We start from the raw sequence: 21,104 nt of genomic DNA on the forward strand, positions 1-21,104 counted from the left end.
CATATATATCCGACATCGGATGTGATCTATTATTGTATTGACCCGGCGCAACGTCGCGCTGATCCTGAGACATGCGAAGGATGATCGGTCATCCACCCGGGGGAGCGCCACGTTGAGCCATGCGGAAGAAAATTTCCTGAGCGTACCCGCTCATCTGGTGCTGACCCCCGAGGATCAGGACGGGAAGTTCGAGGATTTCATCCGCCTGCCCGTATTGGGTCAGGGGACGGTCGGCTTCATGATCGCCGAGAAGGCGCCGTTCAGCGTCAGCATCCAGAACAAATGCTGGGGGCGGCCCGCACTGCGCTGGGACGTCGATTTCAACGGGGTCACGCTCCACGAGCGGATCGACGGCGAATGGCATCAGCGGCCGGTCACGCCGCAGGTCGAGCTGGAGCCCGACCTGACCCTCGGGCTCGATCCCGATCCGCGCTGCCCCTATTGGTTCAGCTTCGACCATAACAATCGCCGGCTGCGCTACGGCAAGGGGGAGATGCGGCTCGGCTGCATGATCGTCGAGTATCAGCTGGCGGGCAAGCCGTCTGACGATGGCGACGACCCCTATGCCTGGCTGCGCGAGGCGCGCCGGGTCGAGGTGACGGCGTCGATCCGCGATTCCGTCGACATCTGGCGCGACCCCGTGGTCGCCGACGTGCCGATGAAAGTCGTCGTCCATGACCGCATGACGATGGACATGATGGCGCAAGGCCAGGCCACCGTGCCGGGCAATCTGACGCCGACCTGCCGCCAGCTCTACGACAACGTCGCCGGCGAGATGTTCCGGCTCGACACGCCCGACTTCCCCGAATTCGCACAGGCGATCAAGGAGAGCATCGCCGATCCGAATGGCTGGTGCCATGAGACGCTGGCGCGCAAGGCGGAGGAGTTCGGTGCGCCCGATCCCGACAAGACCTATCTGCGCATCACGCTCGGGCAGAATCAGGGCGATTCACCCGGCGTGCCCTTCGTCATGGAAATCTGGCCGGTCGGCCATTACTCGCCCATCCACAATCATGGCGGCGCGGAGGCGGTGATCAAGGTGCTGCACGGCGAGATCAACGTCGATCTCTACCGCATGTTGTCACCCTATCATCAGGACCCCTTCGCGACCGCCGTCTTCGAAAAGGACGATGTCGCATGGATTTCGTCGCGTCTGAATCAGGTTCACAAGCTGATCAATCGCGCGGCGGAGGAGCCCTGCATCACGATCCAGTGCTATCTTTATGCCGATACCAACGAGGTCCACTGGCCCTATTTCGATTACCTCGCCAAAGCCAAGATCGCCAATTTCAATCCCAATTCCGATGACGACTATGTTTCGTTCAAGGCGCGCATGAGATTGGAATGGAACCGACGTCATCCAGGATGAGGTGCGAGTGCCTTTGCTCGACCTGAAGCATTGGCCTCATGCGGCAGGGCTTGGCCTGCTGCATATTTCTTCATTCGCGGCAGACCGCTAGCAACGTTTGTCCCGATCCATTCTGGCGCTAATATCGCTCATATGGGCCACGACAGATTCGATCTACTGACGGATGGGCAGAAGGAGTGCCTGCGCCTCCTTCACGCACGTTGGTCAGTAAAGGACATTGCACGGCATATCGAGCGGAGCCCGGTTACCGTGCATCAGCGCCTGACGGCCGCACGCCAACATCTTGGCGTCAGCCGCAGCCTGGAAGCCGCGCGCCTGCTCTTCGAATACGAAGGCGGCGTATATGATCCGGTCATATATGCTCCTGTGATAGTGGGCGAAGTACAGCCAAGCGAGGCATCACCCGTGGACCGAACGGCGGGTTTCCCCCTGCCGTTCCCGACCCCGGGGAGACCGCTCAATGACCTGACGCTTGCTGGTAAGCTCCTATACTCGCTCGTGCTGTCTGCGCTCATCGCCCTGATATTTGGCGGTTCGATCGCAGCCTTGAGCGGCCTTTCCGAACTATTCTGACCGGCCTGATCGGCTGGTTCATTCGTAGCGCTATCGGCGCCCCGGAGACATCATGCCGAACATCGTCCAAGAAGCCGCCCGTACCGTCGTGTCCGATCTCGCCCCCTTTGAAACCGCCGTCGACGTGGCGATCGCCCGCGCCGGCCGCTTCCTCGCCGCGCTGGCGGAAGGCACGATCGAGGCCCAGGTCGGCCCCCTGCCTACCCATTCCGCGATGATGAACACCTTCGCCACCGTGGCGGCGCTGGCCGAGGTCCGCAACAGTATGGCGGCCACACGCCGCGAACTCGTTCAGACGCGCGCCAAGCTCGGCCTTCAGGAGACCGCGATCGGCAGCCTGCCGGGTTGCCCGCCCGCGCAGGCTGTGCAGGCCGAAACCCTCACGATGGTCGGCTAAGATGATTGGCACGACGGCGATCTGGCCCCTATCTGCTGCATGCTTGCCGTCGTGCTGACCTTCGTCCCCCTCCTCTACCTCTGCATTCTTACCGCATCTCTGATCTATATCGGCATAAGAGGCGAACGTGCGGAACGCGCATGCATCATCGCCATCACCATCGGTTCGCTCGCCACCGGACTCGCGGCAAACCGAGGACCTGCATGGTATGAAGCAGAGGTAGGAATCTTCGTGGTCGATGTCGCCACTCTGGTCGCGTTCATCGCCATCATGGCAAAAAGCACGAGATTTTGGCCTTTATGGATTACAGCCCTTCAGAACATCGCCGTGATGACCCACCTAGCGCGCTTCTTAAAGCCACAAACCATTCCCATGGCCTACGCCGTGGCGGAACAGCTTTGGGTCTATATAATGCTTCTGATCCTGATCGTATCGGTGCGGCAGCAGCGATCACGAAGCGCATCGATGAGCTCAGCGAGCTCGTAAGGGATTATCTCGAACTTCCACCATGCACGGCCAAAAGGCTTCGCGCTGTGGAGGCAGAAATCGAGGCGAGAGCCAAACGACGCAATTACCTTCGACCCGATTTGTTCGTCGAGCCGCGCTGGGACATGCTGCTTGATCTATATGTCGCGCGGCTCAAGGACCTTAAGGTTTCGGTATCGTCCCTCTGCGTCGCGGCAAATATCCCGCCCACGACCGCGCTTCGACACATTGCCGAGCTTGTCCAGCACGGCGAAATTAAGCGTACGCCTGATCCAGCGGATCAGCGGCGGGCTTTTCTTGATTTATCAGAGCAAACCTTTGCCCGGATGAATGACTGGATCGACCACTGTCTCTAGGTGTTTGATCCCACGGTTTGATGGTGCGATCCTTTCGTTGGAATGGAAGGAAGCCGTATGGGACAGGTACGTCATGGGTGCGCCACGACCACGCACGCCGTCCGAGCAGCAATACAGTGATCGCAGGCTTCGCTCGCGACGCTGAGCCGTGAGCTGGGGATCAACCCGAAGACGGTGGCGAAGTGGCGTAAGAGGGCGACGGTCGAGGATTTGAAGACCGGGCCGAAGGCCCCTCATTCCACCACTCTGTCCGAAGCGGAGGAGGCAATGGTTGTGGCGTTCCGGCGGCACACATTGCTGCCGCTCGATGACTGCCTCTACGCCCTGCAACCATCGATCCCGCACCTAACCCGGTCAGCGCTGCACCGCTGCCTGCAGCGGCACGGCATCTCCCGGCTGCCAGATGTCGAAGGCGACAAGCCAAAGCGTCAGCGCTTCAAGCGCTACCCGATCGGCTTCTTTCACATCGATATCGCTGAGGTGCAGACCGCCGAAGGCAAGCTATACCTGTTCGTCGGCATCGATCGCACCAGCAAGTTCGCGGTCACCCAGCTGGTCGACAAGGCTGATCGACGGACAGCATGGGAGTTCCTCGAACACTTGCTGAAAGCCGTGCCCTACCGCATCCACACCATCCTGACGGACAATGGCATTCAGTTCGCCGAGCAGCCGCGTAACCGAAACACCGCATGGTCGCGCCAGATGCGCTTCGACATGATCTGCGAGGCAAACGACATCGAGCACCGGCTCACCAAACCGAACCATCCGTGGACGAACGGCCAGGTTGAGCGGATGAACCGGACGATCAAAGAGGCGACCGTCAAACGCTTCCACTACGAGAGCCACGACCAGCTTCGGACGCACCTCGCCGACTTCATGGCGGCCTACAACTTCGCCCGCCGGCTCAAGACGCTCAGTGGGCTCACACCCTACGAATACATCGCCAAGATCTGGACGTCAGAGCCAGACCGGTTCATCGTCGACCCGATCCACCAGATGCCGGGACTGAACACCTAATGGTGCGGAAGCGTCGCGCTTTTGAGAATGCCCTTCTCCAATACAACAACAGTCTCTGCTGACTCGACCGTCTCCTTTCGATGAGCAATAACAATCCGAGTAATACCAATGCTGGCGATAGCGTTGTTGACGTGCCTCTCCGTATCTGTGTCAAGATGGGCTGTGCCTTCGTCTAAAAGGAGAAGCTTTGGCTCGCGATATAGCGCTCGCGCGAGCAGAACTCGCGCTTTCTGCCCGCCGGATAGTGCAGAGCCCATGTCGCCGACAAGTGTCTCGTATTTCATCGGCATTGCCATTATTTCATGATGTATAGATGATAGCGATGCTGAGCGCACAATCTTGTTCATATCGGCTTGCTCATCAAACAATGCTATATTATCTGCTATTGACCCTGCAAATAAGCTGTCATCCTGAAGTACGGCTGCAATTTGTGAACGATAACTTCGATAGCCGAATCGATGCAGAGGAACGCCATCAATTAGAACCTCACCAGCTTCCGGCTCGACCAGTCCTAGAATGATCTTCGCCAATGTGGATTTTCCTCCACCGGATGGTCCCGTGATTGCAACGTGAGATCCTGCCGGAACGTCAAAATCAACTTCGTTAAGGATCAAAGGATCGGTGGGCGAATAGCGGTAAACGATCCCCCTGAGTTTTATGTGTCCGGCGAAGGGCGCCTCATGGCCAGCGCCAGCGCCAGCGCCAAACCCCCGATCCTCATCCTCAAGGGCTATATCGCCCAGTCGTTCCAAATGGAGGCCTAACATTCGGAAAGTGACGGCCTGATCGATAAGTGATGCCGCACGCGTCAGGAATTGCTGCTTGTAAGCAAGGTACGCCACGACCATGCCTACTGAAAAGCCGCCAGACACCACGAGCTTTATTGCCAGCCAGATCGTGACGACATTCTCCAAGCCGAATGTCAGCGTGTTTGCGGACTGCTGCCAAAGGCCGATCCGCGCTACCTCGATCTGCGCGTTTGTCGCGTCTGCCAGCCTGTTTTGCCACATGACATGCCGTTCGGCTTCACGTCCGAAAAGGCGCAAAGTGACGATGCCCCGCACCGTCTCAATCAGTGTGGACTGCTCCTTGCCCAGAGTAACAATTCCGGCCTCACGGGCATCGCGCTCAAACCTGAATGAGATCAGGCGCACGATCGCGTAGAATAAGAAAGCTGCCAAGGCTATCAACGCCAGCCCGGCATTATACCAAATCATTAGTGCGAGCGTGAGTATCGCCAGAGCGCCGTCAACCAACGAACCAACCAATCCTTGCGTCAAGGCATCTTGGATAGGTTGCACTGACTGGAACCGAGACAAAACGTCGCCAACGTGACGCCGCTCAAACCATTCAACTGGCAGACGGAACAGGCGTCGAGCAAGGTTTGTTGCCAGCCCATAACCCATAGTTGTTCCCACCGACAGCAGCACCAGCCCACGCAGAAGCGATGCACCTGCGTTGAACAATGTGAATAGTCCGAAGCCAAATGCAAGAACTGCCAGTAAGTTGCTGTCGAGCGCTGGCACTACGCTATCAAGCGCAAGTTGGATGTAGTATGGAGATGCGAGTGTGAAAGCCTGTAGGACAAGCGTCAGGGCCAGAACTTGCGCGACCGCCCGTTTCCATCCACTCATGCGCCCCCAAAGCTGTCGCATATGTAGCCGCTGGCGTTCAGTAGCGGGTTCAAAGCCGTCAGTAGGCCTCAACTCCATAGCTATACCAGTAAAATGCTTTGACACCTCTGATATTGGCATCCGCCGTGACGCACCTGCGGCCGGATCAAGGATCAAAGCACGCCCGCGTTCGATACTCTCGAGCACGACGTAGTGATTCAAGTCCCAGTGCAGGATTGCCGGCATGTGAAGGTCGGCGAGTGCTTGTAAGGGGAGTTTCACTGGCCTTGACGCAAAGCCAAGCTGATCAGCCACCGCGATTAAACTTTTGAGCGAAGCTCCGCGCAATGAAGGTGAGTGGCGCCGGCGAAGGGTATTTAGGTCAATATGTAGCCCGTGGAAACTTGCGATCATTGCAATGCATGCCAGCCCGCATTCCGCTACCTCGGTCTGGCGGATGTGCCGAGCAGTTTGGCGGCTGATTGGACCTAGATTCAGTTGACCCATGTCAGCGCCTCCGCACCGCGAGGATTGGTTCAAACAGCCATTCCGCGAGAGAGCGCTTTTCAGTGATAATGCGTGCGGTCAGCGTCATGTCGGGCTGAAGGGGATGGAAGCGGCCGAATGCATAGATTCTCGGTTCCCGGATTGTCGCGGCCACCAAATAAGTCGGCTCAGATTGCCCTTCCCGTACTGTTCGTCTGATGGCGGCGGAACTAATCCGGCTTATTCTTGCTGGAACCGAACCAAAACGTGAGTACGGAAAGGCATCGACCTGTAAACGCACCTCTTGGCCGACCGACAGGAAGCCCGCTGCCTGGGTGGGCACGTAAAGCTGCGCTTCTAGCGCGGCCCCTGCCGGTACGATTGTCATCAGAGGCGAGCCGGCTTGCGCGGGCTGTCCAACTCGTGCCGTCACCGCGGTAACGACGCCGGCTATTGGCGCTGTCAGCGTATAGCCCCGAGACGCTTCAACATCGAAACGTCGCTGCGCGACCGAGGCTCGGTCACCAGCAATGCCAGCGGCGGTAGCCTGGGCACTACGTTGAGCCTCTTCAATAGCGCGTGATGCCTCGATCAGGCTCGCCTGCTTTTCGGCCCGGGCTTGGCCGAGGCTGGCGAGCTGTTGCTGACGGCCGAGTGCGGTCTCCTCCCGCGTCTGAAGATCACGCTTGCTCAAGAAACCCTTGATTGCGATCGCCTGCGACCGCTCATAATCGCCCCGAGCTGCCTCGACGAGACGGCGTTGCGCCCCGATCTGCTGATCTAGTGCAGCGATCTCTGCACGAAGTCCCTCTAACTGCGCGGTGATGCGTTCACGGGTCGCGGCTGCGCCCGCCAACGTTGAGCGCTCCTGCGCAGCCAGTTGGGCGTCCTGTTCGCCCAATGCACTCAGAACCTGTATAGGGCCAGTTCCGCCGGTTTGCGCCATCTCCTCAACTTGGACTGAGACGAGCGGTGCCGCACGATGCACCCTTTCGCCTTCCTTCGCGCTGATGTCGGTGATGATGCCTGAGCGAGACGGCACAATTTGCGCGGCACCTAAGTCAGGCTCGATCTGACCTGTCACAGTCTCTACTCTGGCGTAGGCTCCGAGGAATAGAAACCCTACTGTCGTGATCAGCATCGTTAACATACCGTAGCCGATGATGTGCCAAGAAATTGGCACCGCAAGTGATACGTCGCCATGCAGCCGGTTCTGTTGCGCTATCTGAGCCTCTTGCCGAAACATTCGCTACCTGCCGAGTCATGAAAAGGAAGTTATACCCACATGACTAATGCCGATGTGGACAGATTTTACAAATCATGTTATATAGTGCCATCTTAGATGACGCCAAACATTTTACATCAACATGATTTTTCATTTCATATAGCGCACAATGCAATGATTTACAAAACAATTAAGGTAGGAATCCCGATAACACCTATTGACATGGGCATGTAGCAAGCGAAATAGGTAAACCAATGTTAAAAAGCGACTTGTGGAATATGGAAGGATAACAGATTGCTTGTATCTTTGCTCGCAGCTCTTGCTTTGCATGTGTCGTATCCATGCCAGTATAGCCCTTCCCTATTGAGCCTTACCGAGGAGCGATTTGATCAGGATCCGAACGGAGGGTGGCGTAAGCTTTATGATCTCGGATGCGCGAAAGAGGCGGCAGACGCCATCCTCGCCTACCGAAAGGTTAGGCGCAGGAGGCGACCAGATCTGCTTGCCTGGCACGAGGGGCAACTACGTGCCGAACTCGGCCAATATCAAGCGGCGATCGGGCTTTTTCAGCAAAGTTATCGCCCTTCCTCTAAAAAAAATGCGCCATGGAACCTCTACGTTGATGGCTCTTTAGCGTTCCTAAGTAGAAACCGTACCGCATTGCTTACGGCAAGAAACGCGCTGGCAAAACTACCGCGCCCCACACGGCTTCCTGAGGTTCGGATTGGGGATCAAGTTGTAACCATAGCATGGCCCCCCAATCTAGGCGTCCTAGATGGCTTAATAAAATGCTTCGATATGCCATATAAAGAGGCGTACGCCTGCGCGCCTGTCAACCGGATTTCTATGAAAAAAAATTAACAACCAATATGGATATATATTGATATTAGCACTTGCAGAAATCAAAAAAGAACTAGTACGTTTCAATTGCTATTAAAGAATAGCAAAACTCAAGTCTTTCTTTGGGAGAAGAAGAATGAGTAAGAATAGCATGGACGTGCCTGCCTCTGCGAGCGCTCGCCCGATGGGGCGAGCAGTAGCACGAGTTCTGACAGAAGAAGAGTGTGAACTGACGGCTGGTGGACTTTCTGCCTTGGCAAAGGGATCGTTCACCAAGGTCCATCGGTCGATCGACGTGGACTACGAAGACACGGATTGAGCCATGCAGAGGGGTGCCGGAGGGATGTCCGGCACCCCTATTTTTACGTGTCTGCTATGAAATTTTTCACGAGCGATCAAAGACGGATGTCCAAAAGGGTAATAACGATCACGGGCTATGGCGATATACACGCCTTGGTCATCGACAAGGCGATTCACGTTCTCGGAGGCCGGCATGAGATATGGAACATATCAGATTTTCCGCGAGAGCAATCAATAACATGCCGTTTGTCGCGGTCGCCGGATGCGGATTGGGCGGTCGGCACTTCAGGTTTGAGTACTGACGCCTTAGATGACGTCGGCATCATCTGGAACCGTCGCCCAGCAAAAGGAAATCTTTACCACATTGGGATGAATACTACAGATCAATCATTCGTCCGTAAAGAAGTCATCCTTTTTCTGCGCTCTCTCTGGCTGACGGTGGGCAGGAACGCCTTGTGGATTAATGATCCGATCAGTCGCCATTGCGCGGATGCCAAGATGCTTCAACTTAGTTCGGCGCGCCGCGCGGGCCTGACGGTTCCCCAGACAATGATGACGAATGATCCTGATCAATTGAGGTCTTTTGTCGAGGAATGCTCAGGTAAGGTTATATACAAGTCATTTCACGGTCAGAGTTGGGAGGAAATCGATGAAGCAGGAAAATCGATTTGGTTCGCTAACTTCACCGCTCCTCTTGAAATCGATAAGGCTGACTTAGCCAGTATCACTATGGCTCCCGGCATCTATCAAGAGCACTTGGAAAAGGCGTTTGAACTAAGAATATTAATTTGTGGTGCAACACTCTTTGCAGTTCGCATAGATTCGCAAACTCGAGGATCCACTTCCCTAGATTTTAGAAGCGGACAAGCTGACCTTCCACTGTCAGAATACATTCTGCCAGATGAGGTCAGGTGTAAGATCCTGGCATTCTCTCGAGACATGAACGTCGTATTTGGAAGCATCGACGTCATCGTGACTACTTCCGGAGAATTCATTTTCTTGGAGTTAAACGAGCAGGGGCAATTTCTTTGGATGGAATTCAACAATCCAGCTTTGCCTATCCTCCAATTAACAGCAGATTTTTTCATGAGCGGCTCGCCTGATTTTGTTTGGCAACGCCCCGCCCGCCCGCTTCGTCTCGAAGAAATTGAGACCGAGGAGTTTTTTGAAGATTTTGTTGATATGGCAAAGTCTAGCCGATATAAAGAAATCCACTCGGAGTATGGAGCCCTCTGACCTCGTATCAGCCGCCTCATTTTTGAGCTACGCTGTGCGCGTTTGACGTGCCCCCCCGTTTCTTCATCCACTTGGAACTAGAGACCGGCCCTTGAAGGGACGGACGGAATGAAGCGGAAGCAATTCTCGGAAGAGCAGATCATCGGCATCCTGAAGGAGGCCGAGGCGGGCGCAGTGGTGACAGAGTTGTGCCGCAAGCACGGGATGTCGAGCGCGACCTATTACGCGTGGAAGGCGAAGTTCGGCGGCCTGGAGGTGTCCGACGCGAAGCGCCTGCGGTTGCTCGAGGAGGAGAACGCCCGGCTCAAGCGGCTGCTCGCGGATACGATGCTCGACAACGCGGGGTTGAAAGACCTGCTGTCAAAAAAGTGGTGACGCCCGCCGCGAAGCGGCAAGCGGTCGCGCATCTTCAGGCGACCCTGGGGATGAGCGAGCGGCGGGCATGCGCGGTTGTCGGAGCGGATCGCACGAGCATGCGGTATCGCTCGTGCCGGGCAGATGATGCCGACCTGCGGTTGCGGCTGTGCGAGTTGGCACAGCAGCGTCGGCGGTTCGGCTATCGACGGTTGCACATCCTGCTGCGCCGGGACGGCATCACGATCAACCGCAAGAAGACCCAGCGGCTCTACCGGGAGGAAGGTCTGACGGTCAGGCGCCGGAAAGGACGAAGGCGCGCCGTGGGCGCGCGGGCACCTTCACCGGTGCTGGCGCTCCCCAACCACCGCTGGCGCCTCGACTTCGTCCACGACCAGCTTGTCACCGGGCGGCGGTTCCGTGTGCTCAACATCGTCGACGACGTGACGCGCGAATGCCTCCGGGCGGTAGTCGACACGTCAATTTCGGGCCGGCGGGTCGTGCGCGAACTGGCCGATCTGATCGCCGAGCGTGGCAGGCCGAAGATGATCGTCAGCGACAACGGGACCGAAATGACCTCCAATGTGGTGCTCGCCTGGTCCGCCGATGCCAACATCGAGTGGCATTACATCGCGCCAGGCAAACCGACGCAGAACGGGTTCGTCGAGAGCTTCAACGGTCGCATGCGCGACGAGCTGCTCAACGAGACGCTGTTCTTCACTATTGGCCAAGCCCGCTCGATCCTGGCCCGCTGGGTTGACGACTACAACACCGAGCGGCCGCACTCGTCGCTCGGCTACGCTACCCCGGCCGCATTCGCTGCCGGGCTCGAACAGCAACGGGCGGGGTTAACCCCGCCCGTTGCTTCACCTGCGCTCATGCGCGACAACACCGGTCGGTCTCTGGTCGCAGCTGGATGAAAGACTGGGGTCACGTCACTCAGCGGGCTAGCTCCACCTCACTATAGCAGTGATGGGTATGTCGGGATGCTGCGGGAATCCGCTCCGGCATGTCGCGCCGACATTCCCCAAAAGTGAACTTACGTTGTGCTATCTCCGGCACGCGATGCAAAGTAATTCACGCTATATCTGACAAAAAATTAATGGAGAGGACCTCTAGGTCTTCAAAAATGAAGACATCATGAAATAAAAGATATGTTCAAATCCGATGTTTGTTAAAGATTTATAGCACTTTAGACTCACGTTGTATAAAAATACGTGCCAGATATCGGTACGCCGCATTTAGGTGGCTAGTTAACAATCGAAGGAATTCTGTGATGTCCGACATGATGGGTAGCAATAAGGGTGCCGTTCAAGGTAACTCGATGGATATTGAAGACCTGACTCTTGAAGAAGCAGAAATCGTTGCGGCGGGCCTCAGTGGGGCGGAGAAACTCGTCATTGGCGGAATCATCGTCTTTGGCGCAGCGATCGTAATACTATAACCTAATGCAAGGGCATGGAAAGCACTCCGGCTAAGAAGTTTCCATGCCCTTCGCTACATGTGGGCGAGCGACGCATTCAGACGATCAAGCCTTCCATGCCAATCGAAAGCGAACCGCGCCTTATCTAAGCCTGAATCGCGATGGACATGCCTTGCTCGCTTGTCCTTCGAGAAACTTCGGCATTCGGAGGTTTTGTGAATTACAAGTGTCATACCAGTTCGACAAATTCCTCCCAAAAAAACAAAGGTTTTCGTGATAGATTTGAACGTCTTGAGCGAGACATGAGTGAATGCCCAAAATTAGAAAATCTGGTGTCTTTGCTTGAGGCGTCTCCAGGAGGCCTCGATGCGGTAGACGGTGTCGATCGCGCTTTCGATGATCTTCGAGCTAGCCAAGAGATATCTATACTAATGAAGCGTGAATTCGAGCGCGTCATGTTCGAAATGGTGCCCCCTCCCCCGGATAATAGCTTAATCCTGTATCAGGGTGACCGCTTCACGTTGTCCTGTGATCACTACAGCGATCTCCTGCCGAGGAAGTTCCTGACGACAGTTCCGTGCACCGCAAGGTTAAGAGTCTTGCAACTCAACGGGAGGGCGGAGTTCTATTGCTACCGCCTTCCTGCCAGCGTTGAGATGTCAGTACTTCAAGTCGAAGCCAAGCCAGAATTAGTTGAGATGATTGACCTGTCTGACAAAAACGCCAGGGCGAGTTTCGCGGCCAATGATATTATTGAGTTAAGAGGAGCAGGCTCAATGGTGATGCTCACGCTGCGCGAGAACTCCATGTCACCTTTCACGTGGGCGTTCGATTCTGCTAGCCTTACCCCGCTCTTTATAACCGTTTCTGATCAATCCTATAATCGCTGGAAAATGCTCATTGAGTTAGTCGTTAAGTTTCATGGTACAGCCTATGCTTCGATCTACTCCAGTGACTTACTCATGCAGCTGGGCGATCACGAGCTTCACTATCTGAGATGGAGTGCCTGCCAAGCGCTGGCCAAGATAGATTTAGCGACCGCGGGTCAGCTTGTCGGCAGATTAATTACGGACTCCCATTCACACGTGAGGCGCGCCGCAGCGAAGGCGATGGAGCGAATTGATGCACTAAAGGCAAATGTACAGGAGTAATGCAATGGCGATAACTTTGAAATCCGGCTTATCTGATGCAATGGAACTTGAAGATTTCATGGAGGTGGTTAGTAGCATTCTGAATCCTTATGATGTCTCTTCGATTGAGTATTGTAGCAAATATCTTTACGCGCTTTCGCTGAATAAAAACATATTTGATTCTATTATACTAGATGCTTTGAAAAGGCATGCATCATCTCGGGGTCTTCAAGAGGCGTTCAACGGATATCGAGAGATGACATTCCTTCTCGACCGCTGTAGGCATGGGAATTTTTTCGTGCGAGCAAACGTCTGGAAACCCCCACGGGCTGTTGCGGGCAATCTTGATTTGCAAAACGACATATATTCTTACAACCTGGCGCATGATCACAATTTTGATTTTTTGACTGTTGGCTACTTTGGCCCGGGATACAAAACGAGCATTTACGAGTACGATCACACAAAAGTGCAGGGCCGAATCGGTGAGCATGTTGAGCTGAAGCATCTTGAGGACACCACCTTGCCTGTCGGTAAGGTGATGATGTATCGCAAATCTGTCGATGTTCACACCCAGCTTCCGCCTGGTGATACATCTATCTCAATCAACCTCATGGTGCAGCCACCCCGGCCGGAGTATCGGGAGCAATATTGCTTTGACGTCGCGCAAAGCAAAATAGCTGGTTATGTCGATGGACCTGTTAGTTACCAATGCTCCCTGCTTTCCATGGCTGCGTGCTTAGGAGCTGAAGACCTCATAGAGCCACTTTTTGCTATAGCAAAAAAATCGATATCTGGTCGGACGCGAGCCAGAGCAATCACCGCAATACTTAATATTTCACCTCATCTGAGCAATAAGGTGCTTAGCGCATGCGGTACGGATAAAAATCCTTTTGTGATCTCATGCCTCGAGAAGGATATTTACTCCAGCGCGAGTGGCTCTGAAGCGTTGTCAGTATGACCTTCATTGGTTCGTCAGCCGTTACTTACCTACTCAGCGCGTCGATAATACTACTTTTAGGCGCCAAAGTAGCGTCATCGCTTGTTCTTATAAAAATTGGCAGAAAATCTTGGTTTTTGAATAGAAAGAGTGCATGCCTTTGGTGGGTTACAAAGATAACTCCCGGTTTCGTGGCGATATCGTTCGTCGCACTTGGGTACAACATACATGACCCAAGTTTCGTGACAGCAGGTTTTATACTTATGGGCTTTGTAGTGATCGTAGTTCCTATTAAAATTAAGCGGTCGTATGGTAATTGTGTAAGAACGACGCGTTACAAGACTGGCGGTAGCTCGAAGCCATAAAGGAAACTGGCGTTTTGCAAGGGGCACATCTTTATCGTGAGGTATGGTAACACAGAATTAAATTGACCAAGATCCAGTTGGGTCAGTCTCTCAATCCATGTGTTCAACCCGTAGTGGATAACACCCGCTCGGTCCCCGCTGTCGAAGAGGCTGGCCGCCAGATTACGAGCAAGATCAACGACATGCGAGATAGCTTGCTAATGCGAGCAATTCGGGCGGCCAGCGAGATTGGGACCGACCACGGATGCGTGCTATCTGTGCGATCGCTGTTGTGATTGGCATTATGTTACGTGAGCGATAACTGGCAGAAATCGATAGACTGTCCCGCGCGATATGCCGAGTTCGCGGGCGATATGCGCCAGCCGCATGCCCCTAGCGGCCAACTGGCGGACCGCCTCTGGATCGATCCGCGGTTTGCCGCCTTTATAGACGCCGCGCGCCTTTGCCGCCGCGATGCCTTTCGCCTGGCACTCCTTGCGTAGGTTCGCGTCGAACTCCGCGAACACCCCCAGCATGTCGAGAAAGGCCTTGCCGGCCGCGGTCGTCGTATCGATCGGCTGCTCGGTGGCCTTGAGCGCGACGCCCCTCCCCTTCAGTTCATGAACGATGTCCTGAAGGTCCTTCATCGATCGCGCCAGCCGGTCGATACGGGTGACGACCAGGGTGTCGCCTTCGCGCAGGAAGTCGAGCAGGATCTGCAGCTCGGTCCGCCCGCCGCGATCCGTGCCCAACTTTTTCTCCGATCGGATCGTCTGGCATCCGGCTGCGCGCAGCGCCGCTTCCTGAATGCTCAGGTCCTGATCGAGCGTCGACACGCGCGCATAGCCGAAAAGTGTCATGAAGGCCCTTTCTGTTCGATCAGCTTCCAGACCCTCGGCGGCATCTGTTCAATATAGCTGCAAATGACCCTGATCGGACGCTGCCGGTGTTTCATTTGAGGTGTATCATCACGGTATGCCTGCCCTGACGAAAAGAGAGCCGGTTTTCTCACAAAGATCGGACAAGGGACGAGGTGAGGCTCAGCAGTCCCGAAGCTTGCATCACACCCGAATGAGAAACTGGGGACCATAAGTGATCATTTGGCTTACGTACAACGGGGCGTCCGCTTCGCTCACGCAGGTGCCTTGCAGCGGGAGCGATCGAACCAGAAGCGCCTAGCGCGATGATCGTAGACCAGCCGCTGTCCCATCATCGCGTTGATACCCAGGATCATTGCCGGTCCCTCGCCAAGTCCAAAGCTCTTGAACACGGGGAGGTCGGCAACGCGAACGGTCAGGCCGTTCAGGTGACGACCGGCAAACGCCACGTACCCAACCTTGCCTTCGCGGGTTCCCATCGCCTCCGACGCCGCACCATACAACGTTTCACCTTTGCCAAAGGCAGAGCCATCAATGTCGAGGCGGGCAGCGCGCGCAAACGCACGATTGATCTGCGTCCCGCGCGATCCGGTATCAAGCACGGCCACCCCGGTGACGCCGTTCAACTTGACCGGCAGCGTCAACTGCGTTCCGTTCCTGACCACCCCTCCCTGGATCATGACCGCCTCCCTCGTGAGGACGCGGCGAATCGATACGGGCTTGGGCATCAGCGTGACCGTGCGGCACGGAAAGTCGAAGACCGCGATCGCACCGTCCATCATGTCGTTGCCCGTCACCCCGGCTGCGATCTCGCCGTCCCTGCGGTCGGGCAAGCCGGTGACGTCGACGTCGCGGATCGCGCGACCATCGACGGTGAGGCTGTCGAGCCGGTAGGTCGGCATTATCGCTGCCCCGGTCATGCCCTCCACGCTGATCGGCACGCCCGGCTTCAAGCCCTGCTGCCTCGCGAACCATGCATAGACGTGGGAGCCGTCCGCCCCGGTGTCGAGGATGAACGGAACGGTTCCCTTGCCGTTAACGGAGGCGGGTACGACCAGATGACCGTTGCCCGCCGGCGTCAGCGGCACGGATGATCCGGCCTGGGTGCCGAGCAGCAGGCATGACGCGGCAATCGCCGGAATCGGACGCATCGGATTCTCCCTCATCGCAGGTGGGCGTGCGGGCCAGCCGCCACGCATTCAGCTATTGGGCGGGGTATCGGGATCGTATTCGAGAAGGTCGCCCGGCTGGCATTCCAAGTGCCGACAAATCGCTTCCAGCGTTTCGAAACGGAGTCCTTTGACCTTGCCCGATTTGAACAGTGACAAGTTCGCCTCGGTTGCTCCGATCGCGCGCGCCAGGTCCTTGGACCGCATCTTCCGCTTCGCAAGCATGACATCGAGCCGGATGACGATCGGCATCAGAAGAACCCGGCGCGATCGCGCTCGATCTCCGCCCCGAAGGCGACGACGTTGACGAAGGCGAACAGGAGAATGCCGAGAACCGCGGCATCGAGTTGGCGCAGCTCAAGCTTTACCGCGACGGGGCTCATGCCGGCAATGTAAAGCGTGGCATGAGTGACCAGCGGAACGACAGCATAGGCGATGAGCGTCCATGCAATCCGACGGATAAGCACTTCGTTGCCGGCCGTGAAGATCGCGCGTCCGGCATAAAGGCGAAAAAGGCCGATCAGGCTGGACAGGATCACTAGCCCGGGGATCAACCGCAATGTCAGCAGCCCTGCCGCCAGGGTGGATTGCCAGAGCGCATAAGCCGAGATCGCCATGAAGCCGGCCGGCAGCTGGCTCGGATGGTCTTGCGTGACGATGAAGGCAAACCCGCCGTCCATCATGCCGGCATAGTTCCCAACACGGAACAGCAGCAGCAGGATTTCCAGCGCCGCCGTCGCGGCCATCAGCGCCATCACTGCGCACGCCATGACAAAGAGAAACCGCGCCCGTCGCGCTAGCACCTCGCTCGGACCAGTGTCGCGCTACTGCTGCCGTCGCGTCGAATCATGATGCCTCCACCCGGCAAGTCATGCAACATTGATTATCTTAGGACAATAATTAATTTAGCATATGACAGCAACTCCGGTTGCTGCCTTTGTATCGGTAGATGGCGACCGGTAGACGAAGGAGTTGCTGGACCAGCACGGCGGCTAATCCCGCAGGAGCGCGCGGACGATCTCGGGAGCGAGCCGCTGGCGGCGCCGGTGATAGCGACGCCAGCCGGTGCGCAGCGCGGCGACATCGCCGCGGTCGGCCGCCGCCGAAAGCCGCGCGAGCTCGTCGCCGGTATCCGCCAGCAGGTCGGCCTCGACCAAGCGGACCGCATGCAGGCGTGCGTTGATGTCGTGCATGGCCCGCAGATGCTCCTCGTTGTCTGACGCGCGGGCAAGTCGCTCCGCGAACGCGGCCGTCGCGCCCGCGATATCGCCGGCATGCTCCTGCTCGCGCGCGTTGACGGCAAGCACGCGCCCCGCCGATCGCAGGATGATACCGAGCACCTCCTCGTTCCAGCGATATGAGGTCGGCGAGCGCAGGCGCGTCGATCATAGGGACGTGGAAGCCGCCGCCGGGGCGGGCATCGACCAACCCTGCGCCACATAGCTGGTTCAACGCCTCGCGCACCGGCGTTGCGCTGGTAGCAAGGCCATCCGCCAGCACGGCCGGGTCGAGCCGCGCGCCGGGTCGCAGGCCTCGCGTCAGGATCATTCGCCGGACCGCGTCATGGACCCGCTCGGTCGTCGCGCCAGCGTTCATCCGCTCGGCCGTTGCCCGGCGACGAAGGCCGCGACCATCTCGGCCTGGTCGGGCCGGAGCGCGTCGACCGCGCCGATTGCCGCGTCGATGTCGTCGCCCAGCAGGATCGACGGGCATTGGCCCTCATAATTGCCAAGGTTGGGACGGTGCTGGCGATAGCCGACCAGCGCCGCCAAGTCGGGCGTGAAGCTCCGCGCCACCGCCGGTGGATAGGCGAGCCACTGGTTCTCATAGGGCTTCAGCCATCCCAGCGCATAGCCGACCACCACGCCCCGCCGTATTGTGTCGCTAAGGTTCGGCCCCGCGCCGTGCAGCGTCGAGCCCAGGAACAGGAGCGCCGAGCCGGGTGCCATCACCGCCTCGCACGGCGTCATATCAGGATCATGGCTCACCGCGTGCCGGCCATGGCTGCGCGGCCAAACCAGCGTTGCGCCGTTGTCGGCTTCGAACGGCGTCAGCGGCCAGATCACGTTGACGAGATACTCCATCGCGCCCGGCTCGACCCGCCACATGTCCTGGTCGCGATGCGGGACCTGCTGCGGCGCGCCGGGATGCACGGCGATCGCCTGTGCGACATTGAGCTGGAGCGTGTCGCACCACGGCGCAAGCAGGCCCTCCACCACCTCGCGCACCAGCGGATGCATGACCAGCGCCTCGGCATGCCGCGACCGGGCCAGCAGGCGACCGAACCGCTTGGTCGTCTCGCCGTAAAAGCCGCCTCGGCCGAATGGCGTCGCCGCGAAGGCAGGCGCAAGATCCTCGTCGAACTGGGCCAACGTCTCGCCCGGCACCAGACCCGGGATGATGCAATAGCCGTCGCGCAGTAGTTGCGCGCGCCAGGCCTCGGCATCCTTGTCGGGCAGGGCCGCCACCGCGAGCCCGCTCATGCCGCGACCGCCATGGATGACACGGTGTCGATGATCCCAGCTGCGGCGAGCCTGACCCGCGTGTCCGCCTCGATGGCGATCTCGAGCGCCATGACCTCTTCGCCCCCGATAGCCTGCACGGGCCCAAGCGGGCGGCAGCGCCACCCGAAAGCGAGGATCTGCCGTGACCAACCAAGACCGGCGATCGCGGTGTAGCGCGTGATCCCATGGGCCAGGGCATGGTCGACCAGCGCAACCACCAGCGCGTCGCGTGCCGTACGGCGGGCGCGGGCACCGAGCAACCGGTCGAGGCAGAAGCGCGTGATCTCGAATATCGCCGGCCCTGTCGGCGGCAGGTCGGTGCACAAGCCGGGAAAAAGCGTATCCAATAGGTGCGGTCGGGTCGTCGGCAGCAGCCGCGCCGAGGCGCGATGCGCCCCCGCCGCATCGGTCGCGACGAGGTAGCGCGCCGCACCGTCGTCGAACTGGTCCAGCTCGAAGCGGCCGTCGATCACCGGCATGTCCCATCCGAGCAGGTCGACGAACACGGCCTTGCGCGCCGCGAACATGTGCCGGAGCATCGGATGCTCCAGCGGTCGTGGGACGTTGCGGACCAATTCTATCATGGCGGCTCCCCTTGCTGTGCCGTCACGATGATCGGTGGCAGGGTTGCTACTCGCCTATCCCGGAAAAGGGGGATGGCCGGGCCGAAGCACGTCCCGGAAGCTGATCGTACCGTCGAACAACGTCCGGATGACCAGCGATGTCCGCTTGTTCACCTCATATCGCTCGCAGGCCTGCCGGACATGGCAGGTGATCGTCTCCTCGCTCACCCCAAGGATCCGGCTCGTCTCCCAGTCGGTCTTGCCCCGCGCGATCCACAGCACGCAGTCGCGCTGCCGATCGGTCAGGCTGGGCGCAGGGTCGGTTCGCGCGCCGCGTGCCATCCACAGCCGCCGCGCCGCCTCGAACGCAAACGCGCCCGCCAGCTGGGCGAGCGGCAACGCTTCAGGTGCCATGGCATGACCGGTGCCGAGCGCGAACGAACAGGACCCATGCGCTTCGCCGGGGACGTTCGCCGGCACGGTGAAGCCATCGCCGATCCCTTGTTCGCGCCCCAGCGCCAGCGTCCGGCGATCGGCCGCAGTCAGCGGGATCATCGCCGGGATGCGCGACCACTGGAAGCCCACGCTGGTCACGTGACTGGCGCGGTGGACCGGGTCCGAGACGCCCAGCCGGTTCGCCTCGTAATAGTCGACCCACGCCGCCGGGTAGTCGTGCAGGAGGATCGCCTCGCCGCGGGCCGCGCGGAGGTCGACATGATGCGCCAGCGCATAATGGTCGAAACCGAGATGGCGGGTGATCCGCATCATCGCAGCGGCAAGATCATCGGCGTCGCGCGCCGCATCTACCAAGTCCATCAGCTCGAACGCCATCGCACGCATCTGCATCGCGCGGCACCCCGGCCCAGGGCGGCGTTTCAAGCCACCGGCGATCCCCCGGCCGTCCTTTTCTTCATCGTAGCGCGCCTCTCCGGCTTCTCACCCCGGCTGCGCGGCTGCTGCATGAGCCCGGAAGGCTATCATATTCATAACTTTGAAGAAACGACATATCTGGCCCGCACGGCAGCGACGAGCCATCGGGCGGATATTCTCGCCCGGCAATGGCGTGATTGAATGCCCGCATCCGGTCGACTGGCGCGATCCCGCGCCTTACCGGCAGCTTGCCCGCACCGATCGCGCCGGCCTGATGTGGGAATGGCTGCGCCGCGATCCCGCCTATGTCGCCTGGTATACCCAAGCCAGTGCCGCCACCCGCGGTGCGGTGCCACCCTCCCCTGGCCTGCATCGCTGGGGGGTGCACTTTCGCCGAGGACCCGGGGATCGGCGCGCCCGCCGCACGGATCCTGTGGCACGAGGCGCTCGATCCCGGCACGCTGTCCGTCACCGTCATGCCGGCCTCCGGCCCAGGTCCCGACGCGGTCGACCTCGACCGGCTGGCGCCGTGGCTCACCGTCGTCAAGGGCCGCGACGCGCGCGAGCATGCCGTCCTGTCCGATGGATGGCGCCGCATCCGCGTCGATGTCGAGGCCGGCACCCTCCGGGCCGGCGGCACCGTTATCCTAGCGTACCGGTTGCGCGGGCTATGCTCCACCGAGTCCCGGCTGCTGCCGCTCAGGCGGCTCGTCACCCTGTGCCGCGTCGGCTGCTTCGCCGCGACGCTCTTTCCGCCCGACCGGCGCATGCCGCGCTGGATCGAATTCCTGCGGGTCGCCGACGCCCGGGCGAGCGGGGCCAGCTACCAGGACATCGCCGCCGTCCTGTTCGGCGAGGCGCGCACCCGGCGCGACTGGCATGCGCCCGGCCGGTCGCTCCACTCGCAGGTCCGCCGGCTCGTCGCCGGTGCCCGCGCCATGGCCGCCGGGGGCTATCGCGACCTGCTGCGCCGGCGTGGCGGAGGCCGGCGGTCGAACGGATGCGACATCCGCAGGCCGGAAGACTGAGCCGGC

At 58.6% G+C, this 21,104-nt stretch carries 23 protein-coding genes and 3 pseudogenes; 15 read left to right on the plus strand and 11 right to left on the minus strand.

Annotated features, from left to right (window positions below; all coding sequences use genetic code 11):
- The first annotated feature begins 112 nt into the window (after positions 1-112).
- From U1703_RS09255 to U1703_RS09280, 6 genes and pseudogenes are all read left to right on the plus strand, one after another.
- A complete protein-coding gene (locus U1703_RS09255) occupies positions 113-1,369 on the plus strand; it encodes a cysteine dioxygenase (protein ID WP_332785452.1) in 1,257 nt (418 codons plus the stop codon).
- A 132-nt stretch (positions 1,370-1,501) separates the two neighbouring features.
- The gene (locus tag U1703_RS09260; protein ID WP_332785453.1) at positions 1,502-1,942 is read left to right on the plus strand and encodes a helix-turn-helix domain-containing protein; all 441 of its coding nucleotides are present in this window, start codon (positions 1,502-1,504) and stop codon (positions 1,940-1,942) included.
- A gap of 52 nt (positions 1,943-1,994) precedes the next feature.
- Positions 1,995-2,339, plus strand: coding sequence for a hypothetical protein (locus tag U1703_RS09265; RefSeq protein ID WP_332785454.1), 345 nt, complete (start codon positions 1,995-1,997; stop codon positions 2,337-2,339).
- A gap of 39 nt (positions 2,340-2,378) precedes the next feature.
- Positions 2,379-2,825, plus strand: coding sequence for a hypothetical protein (locus tag U1703_RS09270; protein ID WP_332785455.1), 447 nt, complete (start codon positions 2,379-2,381; stop codon positions 2,823-2,825).
- 47 nt (positions 2,826-2,872) lie between these two features.
- Positions 2,873-3,181, plus strand: a complete 309-nt coding sequence (locus tag U1703_RS09275) for a hypothetical protein (protein WP_332785456.1) — start codon at positions 2,873-2,875, stop codon at positions 3,179-3,181.
- A 57-nt stretch (positions 3,182-3,238) separates the two neighbouring features.
- Positions 3,239-4,198, plus strand: a pseudogene (locus U1703_RS09280) (IS481 family transposase).
- Here U1703_RS09280 and U1703_RS09285 read toward each other — a convergent pair.
- Both U1703_RS09285 and U1703_RS09290 read right to left on the minus strand, forming a co-directional pair.
- The gene (locus tag U1703_RS09285) at positions 4,195-6,318 is read right to left on the minus strand and encodes a peptidase domain-containing ABC transporter (protein ID WP_332785457.1); all 2,124 of its coding nucleotides are present in this window, start codon (positions 6,316-6,318) and stop codon (positions 4,195-4,197) included. The pseudogene U1703_RS09280 and the gene U1703_RS09285 overlap by 4 nt on opposite strands.
- A 1-nt stretch (position 6,319) precedes the next feature.
- Complete coding sequence (locus U1703_RS09290; protein ID WP_332785458.1) at positions 6,320-7,381, minus strand: HlyD family secretion protein; 1,062 nt, start codon at positions 7,379-7,381, stop codon at positions 6,320-6,322.
- 1,117 nt (positions 7,382-8,498) lie between these two features.
- Here U1703_RS09290 and U1703_RS09295 point away from each other — a divergent pair.
- From U1703_RS09295 to U1703_RS09320, 6 genes are all read left to right on the plus strand, one after another.
- Positions 8,499-8,681 (plus strand): hypothetical protein, encoded by a 183-nt coding sequence (locus U1703_RS09295; RefSeq protein ID WP_332785459.1) that lies wholly within the window; start codon positions 8,499-8,501, stop codon positions 8,679-8,681.
- A 56-nt stretch (positions 8,682-8,737) separates the two neighbouring features.
- Complete coding sequence (locus tag U1703_RS09300) at positions 8,738-9,898, plus strand: MvdC/MvdD family ATP grasp protein (protein ID WP_332785460.1); 1,161 nt, start codon at positions 8,738-8,740, stop codon at positions 9,896-9,898.
- 108 nt (positions 9,899-10,006) lie between these two features.
- Positions 10,007-11,172, plus strand: a protein-coding gene (locus U1703_RS09305; protein ID WP_443025784.1) for an IS3 family transposase whose coding sequence is annotated in 2 segments (ribosomal slippage) — positions 10,007-10,268 and positions 10,268-11,172 — 1,167 coding nt in all. Because the reading frame shifts where the segments join, the coding sequence is not laid out codon by codon here.
- A 356-nt stretch (positions 11,173-11,528) separates the two neighbouring features.
- Entirely contained in the window at positions 11,529-11,696 is a 168-nt protein-coding gene (locus U1703_RS09310; RefSeq protein WP_332785462.1) for a hypothetical protein, read from the plus strand.
- 410 nt (positions 11,697-12,106) lie between these two features.
- Positions 12,107-12,826: a HEAT repeat domain-containing protein gene (locus tag U1703_RS09315; protein ID WP_332785463.1), complete on the plus strand. Its 720-nt coding sequence runs from the start codon at positions 12,107-12,109 to the stop codon at positions 12,824-12,826.
- Positions 12,827-12,830: 4 nt separating this feature from the next.
- Positions 12,831-13,763 carry a hypothetical protein gene (locus tag U1703_RS09320; RefSeq protein WP_332785464.1) on the plus strand — a complete coding sequence of 311 codons (933 nt, stop codon included), beginning with the start codon at positions 12,831-12,833 and terminating at the stop codon, positions 13,761-13,763.
- A gap of 625 nt (positions 13,764-14,388) precedes the next feature.
- On the opposite strand, the gene U1703_RS09325 is transcribed toward U1703_RS09320, so the two are convergent.
- The 9 genes and pseudogenes from U1703_RS09325 to U1703_RS09360 all read right to left on the minus strand — a co-directional run bounded on the left by U1703_RS09325 (position 14,389) and on the right by U1703_RS09360 (position 19,968).
- The gene (locus U1703_RS09325; RefSeq protein WP_332785465.1) at positions 14,389-14,946 is read right to left on the minus strand and encodes a recombinase family protein; all 558 of its coding nucleotides are present in this window, start codon (positions 14,944-14,946) and stop codon (positions 14,389-14,391) included.
- Between the two features lie 272 nt (positions 14,947-15,218).
- Entirely contained in the window at positions 15,219-16,115 is an 897-nt protein-coding gene (locus U1703_RS09330) for an aspartyl protease family protein (protein WP_332785466.1), read from the minus strand.
- A 48-nt stretch (positions 16,116-16,163) separates the two neighbouring features.
- Complete coding sequence (locus U1703_RS09335; protein WP_332785467.1) at positions 16,164-16,385, minus strand: helix-turn-helix domain-containing protein; 222 nt, start codon at positions 16,383-16,385, stop codon at positions 16,164-16,166.
- Entirely contained in the window at positions 16,385-16,888 is a 504-nt protein-coding gene (locus tag U1703_RS09340; protein WP_332785468.1) for a hypothetical protein, read from the minus strand. The genes U1703_RS09335 and U1703_RS09340 overlap by 1 nt, the downstream gene beginning before the upstream one ends.
- A gap of 237 nt (positions 16,889-17,125) precedes the next feature.
- Positions 17,126-17,473, minus strand: a complete 348-nt coding sequence (locus U1703_RS09345; protein ID WP_332785469.1) for a hypothetical protein — start codon at positions 17,471-17,473, stop codon at positions 17,126-17,128.
- A 64-nt stretch (positions 17,474-17,537) separates the two neighbouring features.
- Positions 17,538-17,729, minus strand: a pseudogene (locus tag U1703_RS18975) (GntR family transcriptional regulator); the annotation flags it as partial.
- A complete protein-coding gene (locus tag U1703_RS09350) occupies positions 17,726-18,616 on the minus strand; it encodes a phytanoyl-CoA dioxygenase family protein (protein ID WP_332785470.1) in 891 nt (296 codons plus the stop codon). The gene U1703_RS09350 and the pseudogene U1703_RS18975, both read right to left, overlap by 4 nt.
- Complete coding sequence (locus U1703_RS09355) at positions 18,613-19,221, minus strand: acyl-homoserine-lactone synthase (RefSeq protein ID WP_332785471.1); 609 nt, start codon at positions 19,219-19,221, stop codon at positions 18,613-18,615. The genes U1703_RS09350 and U1703_RS09355 overlap by 4 nt, the downstream gene beginning before the upstream one ends.
- A 54-nt stretch (positions 19,222-19,275) precedes the next feature.
- Positions 19,276-19,968: a LuxR family transcriptional regulator gene (locus tag U1703_RS09360; RefSeq protein WP_332785472.1), complete on the minus strand. Its 693-nt coding sequence runs from the start codon at positions 19,966-19,968 to the stop codon at positions 19,276-19,278.
- Between U1703_RS09360 and U1703_RS09365 the strand changes: the two genes are divergently transcribed.
- The 3 genes and pseudogenes from U1703_RS09365 to U1703_RS09370 all read left to right on the plus strand — a co-directional run bounded on the left by U1703_RS09365 (position 19,933) and on the right by U1703_RS09370 (position 21,098).
- Positions 19,933-20,271 carry a hypothetical protein gene (locus U1703_RS09365; RefSeq protein WP_332785473.1) on the plus strand — a complete coding sequence of 113 codons (339 nt, stop codon included), beginning with the start codon at positions 19,933-19,935 and terminating at the stop codon, positions 20,269-20,271. The two genes, U1703_RS09360 and U1703_RS09365, sit on opposite strands and share 36 nt — an antisense overlap.
- 73 nt (positions 20,272-20,344) lie before the next feature.
- Positions 20,345-20,404 (plus strand): annotated as a pseudogene (locus tag U1703_RS18980) (transcriptional regulator domain-containing protein); the annotation flags it as partial.
- A 10-nt stretch (positions 20,405-20,414) separates the two neighbouring features.
- Positions 20,415-21,098 (plus strand): DNA -binding domain-containing protein, encoded by a 684-nt coding sequence (locus U1703_RS09370; RefSeq protein ID WP_332785474.1) that lies wholly within the window; start codon positions 20,415-20,417, stop codon positions 21,096-21,098.
- Positions 21,099-21,104 lie beyond the last annotated feature (6 nt).

This window comes from Sphingomonas flavida, from assembly GCF_036663655.1.
GTDB lineage: Bacteria > Pseudomonadota > Alphaproteobacteria > Sphingomonadales > Sphingomonadaceae > Sphingomonas.